Consider the following 7,024-nt stretch of genomic DNA (forward strand, 5'->3'; position numbering starts at 1 on the left):
TGAAATGGAGGGAAAATATTTTGAAAGCAATAAAAAAAATAGGAGAACAAACAATTAAATTAGAAGACCCGCCAAGTATAATATCAACATTTTCAATAGTAGGTCCAAAGGAAGGAGAGGGACCGCTAAAGTCATACTTTGACGAAGTATTAAGTGATGATACTTGTGGGAAAGAAAGTTATGAAAAAGCGGAAAGTGATATGATGTATACAGCAATAACAAGTGCTATAGAAAGAGCTGATTTAGAATGTTCTGATATAGATTATTTATTTGCAGGGGATTTATTAAATCAAATTATATCATCAAGTTTTGCTGCAAGAAAATTAGAAATACCTTTTTTTGGCCTTTATGGAGCTTGTTCTACGATGTCTGAATCACTAGGTCTTGCTGCATTAATAATGGATGGAGGCTTTGCAAAATATACAGTAGCTTCAACATCATCACATTTCAGTGCTGCTGAAAGACAGTTTAGATTCCCTCTTGAATATGGTTCACAAAGAAGTAAGACAGCACAATGGACAGTAACAGGAGCTGGAGCTATGGTTTTAGGGTATAAAGAAAATTTCCCAAAGATAACATATGTAACAACAGGTGTAGTTAAAGACTATGGTATTAAAGATGCAAATAATATGGGAGCTGCGATGGCACCTGCTGCTGTTGATACAATATATAAACATTTTAAAGATACCGGAAGAACACCAAAAGATTATGACATAATAACAACTGGTGACCTTGGAAAGGTTGGTAAGAAAATTACAGATAAACTTATATTAGAATATGGCTATGACATAAGAGAAAATCACGTTGATTGTGGAGATATAATATTTAATAATGAAACACAAGGAACAGAATCGGGTGGAAGTGGTTGCGGATGTTCAGCAGTTGTTTCTTCAGGATACATATATAAAAAAATGATGAGAGGAGAAATTAAAAGTGCACTTATAATATCAACGGGTGCTTTAATGAGCACAACTTCTTCTCTTCAAGGTGAAAGTATACCAGGTATAGCACATGCTGTATCTATAGAGATGTAATAAGAAAGGAGATAAGCTTATACATGGAATATTTAAAAGCTTTTGTTGTTGGAGGACTTATATGTGTTATAGCACAAATTTTAATGGATAAGACTAAGTTAACTCCAGGAAGAATATTAGTGTTATTTGTAACACTTGGTGCAGTGCTTGGGGCATTTGGAGTATATGATAAGCTAATTGATTTTGCAGGTGCAGGTGCTACAATACCGCTACCGGGCTTTGGAAACACCTTAGCTAAGTCAGCAATAAAGGAAGTTCAAGAAATAGGACTTTTAGGAGCATTTACAGGCGGAATAAAAGGCGCAGCTGGAGGAATAACAGCGGCGATATTTTTTGGATATTTAATGGCTGTAATATTTAATGCAAAAACAAAATAAGCATAAAAGAATATAATAGTGGCAATACTTGAAGCTGTGAGGTGAAGGGTATGTCATTTAAAAATATAGGTAAGGTTAAGCTAGCTATTTTATATATAGCAGTGACATTCCTTACAAGTAGTTTATTTTATAGATATATAAACAGCGATCTATGGCTAGCTTTAATTATAGTTAGCCTTTTATTTTTATGGGTTTTTCTAAAAGAAGGAATAGAATTTTCAATATTTTTAGTTGGAATATTTGTAATTGGAATAATTATTAATATTAATTTTTATAATATTAAAGTTAATAATGTAGAAAAAATCCGAATTGAAAGAGTATATTCCTATGGTGGTCTTGGGAATATAAATTCTAGGAAAGTATTTTTAAAAGGAGATATTAAAGGATTTAGTGAAGGACAGGAAATATTATCAAAAGGAGAATTTAAAAAAGTTTTAGACAAAGAGACCGGTACAATTGGGGAATTTAAAATAGAGAGTTATAAAATTGTAGATAAAAGTATATTTACTAAATTGTCTAGAATAAAGGAAGATTTTAAGAAGAAGCTTGAAAAAAATATTGGAATGAGAAAAGCATCATTAGTTACTTCTATTGTATTTGGAAGAGATTCATTTTTAGATAGTGAAGATGAAGAGGACATGAAAAAGTTTGGAATAATACATGCTTTAAGTGTATCAGGTCTTCATATTGGAGTTATATTCTTAATATTTAAAATGTTATTTAAAGAAAAAGTTTCTTTATGTATTACATTTTTATATGTGATTATGACAGGAGTAGCCTTTTCAAGTGTTAGAGCCTTTATAATGTTGTTTTGTGCAAGTCTTGGTATATTAGTTAAGAAGAGATATAATCCTCTTGGGGGAATAGCTTTAAGTGCTATAATAATATTTTTTATGGCGCCGTATTCTATATTTACAATAGGATTTTTATTATCTTTTGGAGCTACTCTTGGAATAATATTATTTAATAAAAGATTAAATAGAAAGATATTTAAACTACCTAAATTAATAAGGGAAACTGTAAGTATATCATTATCTGCTCAAATTTTTACGATTCCAATATTAATAATATTTTTTAATGAGTTATCAATAGGTTTTATAATTGGAAACTTAATTTTAATACCTATAATAAACTTAATTTTAGTACTTGGAATTATACTTATAGTTGCAGTGAAAATAGAATATATATTTGATTTTATAAGCTTTATAATATTAAATGTTGTAGACTTTTTAGATAGTATTATGAGTTTATTAGATAGGTTTACTCCATCATTAATTAATTTAAATGAGAATTATGGGTATTTTTATATAACATTAATAATTACATATTATTTATATAAAAGGGGAGTGAAAAAGATAATCGTACTACCAATTAGTTATATTTTATTTACATGTATTAGCTTATATAGTATAAATCCTAAAATATTATATAGAAGAGAAGGTGCGTTAATACTTTCTTATAAAGGGGATAGAGTAGTACTTGCAGATAAAAGCAACAAAATACGAAGCATTAAAGACAAAACAAAAGCGAGTAGAGGATATACTGAATTTAGAGAAATAAATATAAAAGATGAATGTTATTTAAAAAAAGATAGCAATAACTATATACTTACTTTATATGGAGATAAATACTATTTAAATATGACTAGAGATAATAAAAATAAAGAAGAATATGATATAATAAATTTCAAAGATAAGGATGTAAATGAAATTATAATAATAGGTAACAAGTTATTATTTAAGTAGAACAGAGTTGAAAGGTGATTGCTTTGATTAATTATGAAACGTTAGAGAAAGATATAAAACTTAATAAGATTAGGAATTCTTATGTCCTTTGTGGACCTGATGAAGAACTTATTAAAGAAAGTGTAAGTAAGTTAGTAGAGCCTTATAAAGATGAGAATCTTATGGATTTAAATTTTGTAAAGTTTGATGGTGTTCAATGTACATTTGAAGAAGTCGTAAATGCATGTGAAACTTTACCGTTTATGGCAGAGAAAAAGGTCGTTGTAATTTATAGATGTGCATTTTTAAATGATAAACTTGATTCGCAAAGTAAAAGTTTTTATAAAGATATGAAAGCATATTTAAAAGATATGCCAGAACAGACTATATTAGTAATGTATTATGTTTTTAAAGACAAGAGAGATTCTGCAAAGAAAAACAAAAATATAATGGGACTTGATAAAGTAACTACAGTTGTTCAAATTGATAAGCTTAAACGTGATGGATTTTATAAGAGAGTGGAACTTATGTTTAAGGAAAATAAGAGAAGTATAAATAAAATACAATTAAAGTATTTTTGTGAGAAACTTCCTATGAATTTGCATATAGCTAGAATGGAAGTGGAAAAATTATCTGATTATACTATAGGTAGAGATATAGATAGACGAGATATAGACTTATTAATTCCAAATAAAAGTGAAGATGATGTATTTGACTTGGTAGATTTAATATCTCAAAAAAAGATTGAAAAAGCAGTTGATATTTTAAATGAACTTTTATTTAAAGCAGAGCAACATATGTTAATAATTATAAGCATAGAAAATCAATTTAAAAAATTATATGATATGAAGATTGGTCTTTTAAAAGGGAAAAATGTACAAGATTTTATGAAGGAGTTTAGAATTCCTCAATTCGTTGTAGAGAAATTAATACAGCAGAGCAAAAAGTTTTCTAAAAACCAATTAGAAAAAATATTAAGACTTTGTGTTGAAACAGAAAATAAATTAAAAAGTAGTACTTCTGATAAAAAAGGCGAACTGGAATTATTTTTACTTTCGATTGCTATGGTAAAGAAATAAATAAAAAACTCACCTAAATAGGTGAGTTTTTTTACTTTACTTTACAAAATCTAAAGAAAGTAAATAACCGACCAAAAGGTCGGTTTATGTTACTATGCCATAGCATTTAATTTTGCAGCTAATCTTGATTTCTTTCTAGCTGACATGTTCTTGTGAAGAACTCCCTTTGAAGCAGCCATGTCTAGTGACTTAGCAGCTTTAACGAATAAAGTCTTCGCTTCTTCAGCATTGTTAGCTTCAACAGCAGCTTCGAACTTCTTTATAGCAGTTTTTAACGCTGATTTAACCATTCTATTATTTAAAGTCTTTGTTTCAGTAACTTTAATTCTTTTTTTAGCTGATTTGATGTTTGCCATTACTTTTCACCCCCTCTAAATTTTATAGGGCCTCTCTGCAGTTTCTGGGGAATCTGCGTACGAGTTTACATTCAACAAACCATATTATAGCATTGAAGTTTATTATATTCAAGTATTAAATTCAAACAAAGAGGAAAAATAATTTAGAACACATAAATTTTTAAGAGGTGAGAGTATGTTAAACTTTAGAACAGACCTTGCAATTGAGGCAAAAGAGCATTATTCAAAAGAGCATAAAAATGAAATAGATGGAGTACTCGTAGAAGAAAAAATAATTAATAATAGTACCGTAACTAAGGTGAAGATTGAAAATGAAGGTGGTGCGAAGAAATTAGGTAAGCCAATTGGTAATTATATTACAGTGGATATTCCAGAGCATACGGTTTATGATGGTGAGCTTATGGATGATTTATCTAAGGCTGTTGGTATTAGTTTAAAAGATTTAGTTGATTTAAATGAAGAGAAGCTTGCACTTGTTGTAGGACTTGGTAATAGGAAGGTTACGCCAGATGCATTAGGACCAAAAGTTGTAGATAAAATAATGATAACACGACACTTAAAAGAAGTTATGCCAGATACTATAGATGATTCAATAAGACCAGTATGCGCAATAGCACCAGGTGTTCTTGGTATTACAGGTATAGAGACTGGTGAAGTTATTAAGGCTTTAGTTGAGAAGATTAAGCCAGATATGGTTATATGTATTGATGCTCTTGCATCAAGAAAAATAGAAAGGGTAAATAGGACAATTCAAATAAGTGACACTGGAATATCACCAGGTGCTGGAGTTAATAATCATAGAATGAGAATTAATGAAGAAACTTTAGGAGTTAAAGTTATTGCAATTGGAGTTCCAACCGTAGTTGATGCTGCAACTATAGCTAATGACAGTATTGATTTAGTTATTGATGAACTTATAAGTCAATCAGAAGAGGGATCAGAATTTTTTAAGATGATTAAAAAAATAGATAAGAATGAAAAGAGTGCTCTAATTAAGAGTCTACTTAATCCATATGTAGGAGATTTAATGGTTACACCAAAGGAAGTAGATCTAGTAATTGATTCATTATCAAAAATAATAGCAAATGCAATCAATATTGCAATACAACCAAATCTCGATATGGAAGATATAAATAAATTTATGAATTAAAAGCCTGTAAATAAGCCACTTTAGTTTGAAACGTCAAAAATACGTCAAAAAATATTACTTATTACATTAGAAGCTTTAGTCAACATATCGTCAGTTACATGGCTATAAGTCTTAAGAGTTTGTTCTACTGTATGCCCAAGCAACTTAGCTGCTGTTTTAAAATCAATTCCATTTGAAATAAGTTTAGTAGCATAAGTGTGACGTAATTCATGTATTGTTAGTTCAAATCCAAGTTCTTTAAATTTTTTATTTAGAAAACTAACTACACTATCGGTACTTTGACTTTTTATAATTCTATTCATAAAATTTATAGGTTGAGTTTGTTTTAATGTTTTTAAATACTTCAATGTTTTAGGTGGGATTGGAACAAATCTATATGAATTTTTGGACTTTAATTCATCAAAACCAAATTTTTTTGGATTAAGTGATATTATCTTCCATTGCTTATCAATGTTTAATGTTGATGACTTAAAATCAACATCATTCCAAGTAAGTCCCATTATCTCACCTATTCTTAATCCACAAGTACCAGCTATTAGGATTATAGGGACATATTTTTTATAAATAGAACTTTCAAATTTATTTACTAATTCACTAAATTGAGTATCTGTTAAGGCTTTCTTTTCAGTACTCTTTTTAGATTTTTTTATATTTAGATTCTTTACTGGTGATTTTAGTAAAATATCATAATTATTAATTGCCGCATTAAAAACAGTTGATAATTTAGCTATATATCCTTTTACGGTTATTTCCTTTAAACCTCGTCTAGTCATTTCATCAATACACCTTTGTATATCAAGAGTATTTATTTCATTCATTTTAAGCCCATATATAGGTTCGAATGCTTTTAGAGACATATTGTAGGAATAAATAGTCTTTAATGCCCTATAGAGCTTTATATGCTCTATATACATATTTATAAATTCACCTAATTTTATTTCAGTATAATTAATATTCAAATTATTACCAACTACTATTTTTAATTCTTGAAGGATCTTATCAGCTTCAATTTTAGCTTGTTTTTTACCATCACGTGTATTAGAAAATCCTTGCTTAGATTTTTGCTTCCACTTTCCTAAAGCATCCTTATAAGAAATAATTACTTGTAGACCGTTGTTTTTTTCTCTGTACGTAATATTATAATCCATTGGTGTACCCCTTTCACAGAATGTACGTTCTGTTTTGTTTATAAAATAAACAGTTGTATTAGCAACTGTAATATTAAAAAGTCTTACCTATCCATAATGTTGGTATAAAATAAATAAGATAATTATCTATTTCATGCATAACTCCATATTTATTTC

General features: G+C 28.6%; 7 protein-coding genes. 5 read left to right on the plus strand and 2 right to left on the minus strand.

The features are described 5' to 3' along the window. Positions 1–20: 20 nt before the first annotated feature. Genes spoVAD through holA form a run of 4 tightly spaced genes read left to right on the plus strand, consistent with a single transcriptional unit; the run spans position 21 to position 4,214 of the window. Positions 21–1,034 carry a stage V sporulation protein AD gene (spoVAD, locus tag RSF37_RS06895; RefSeq protein WP_442878507.1) on the plus strand — a complete coding sequence of 338 codons (1,014 nt, stop codon included), beginning with the start codon at positions 21–23 and terminating at the stop codon, positions 1,032–1,034. Between the two features lie 23 nt (positions 1,035–1,057). Continuing rightward, on the plus strand, positions 1,058–1,411 hold the full coding sequence (gene spoVAE, locus RSF37_RS06900; RefSeq protein ID WP_332563670.1) for a stage V sporulation protein AE: 354 nt from the start codon (positions 1,058–1,060) through the stop codon (positions 1,409–1,411). 50 nt (positions 1,412–1,461) lie between these two features. After that, entirely contained in the window at positions 1,462–3,156 is a 1,695-nt protein-coding gene (locus RSF37_RS06905; RefSeq protein WP_332563671.1) for a ComEC/Rec2 family competence protein, read from the plus strand. Positions 3,157–3,170: 14 nt separating this feature from the next. Then, entirely contained in the window at positions 3,171–4,214 is a 1,044-nt protein-coding gene (gene holA, locus RSF37_RS06910) for a DNA polymerase III subunit delta (RefSeq protein ID WP_332563672.1), read from the plus strand. A gap of 92 nt (positions 4,215–4,306) precedes the next feature. Here the strand turns inward: holA and rpsT are convergent, their stop codons facing one another. Continuing rightward, on the minus strand, positions 4,307–4,570 hold the full coding sequence (gene rpsT, locus RSF37_RS06915; RefSeq protein WP_332563673.1) for a 30S ribosomal protein S20: 264 nt from the start codon (positions 4,568–4,570) through the stop codon (positions 4,307–4,309). 175 nt (positions 4,571–4,745) lie between these two features. Between rpsT and gpr the strand changes: the two genes are divergently transcribed. After that, positions 4,746–5,720 carry a GPR endopeptidase gene (gpr, locus tag RSF37_RS06920; RefSeq protein ID WP_332563674.1) on the plus strand — a complete coding sequence of 325 codons (975 nt, stop codon included), beginning with the start codon at positions 4,746–4,748 and terminating at the stop codon, positions 5,718–5,720. A 44-nt stretch (positions 5,721–5,764) separates the two neighbouring features. Here the strand turns inward: gpr and RSF37_RS06925 are convergent, their stop codons facing one another. Then, positions 5,765–6,868, minus strand: a complete 1,104-nt coding sequence (locus RSF37_RS06925; protein ID WP_332563675.1) for a tyrosine-type recombinase/integrase — start codon at positions 6,866–6,868, stop codon at positions 5,765–5,767. Positions 6,869–7,024 lie beyond the last annotated feature (156 nt).

The organism is Clostridium sp., assembly GCF_036643715.1.
In the GTDB taxonomy this organism is placed as follows: Bacteria; Bacillota; Clostridia; order Clostridiales; family Clostridiaceae; genus Clostridium.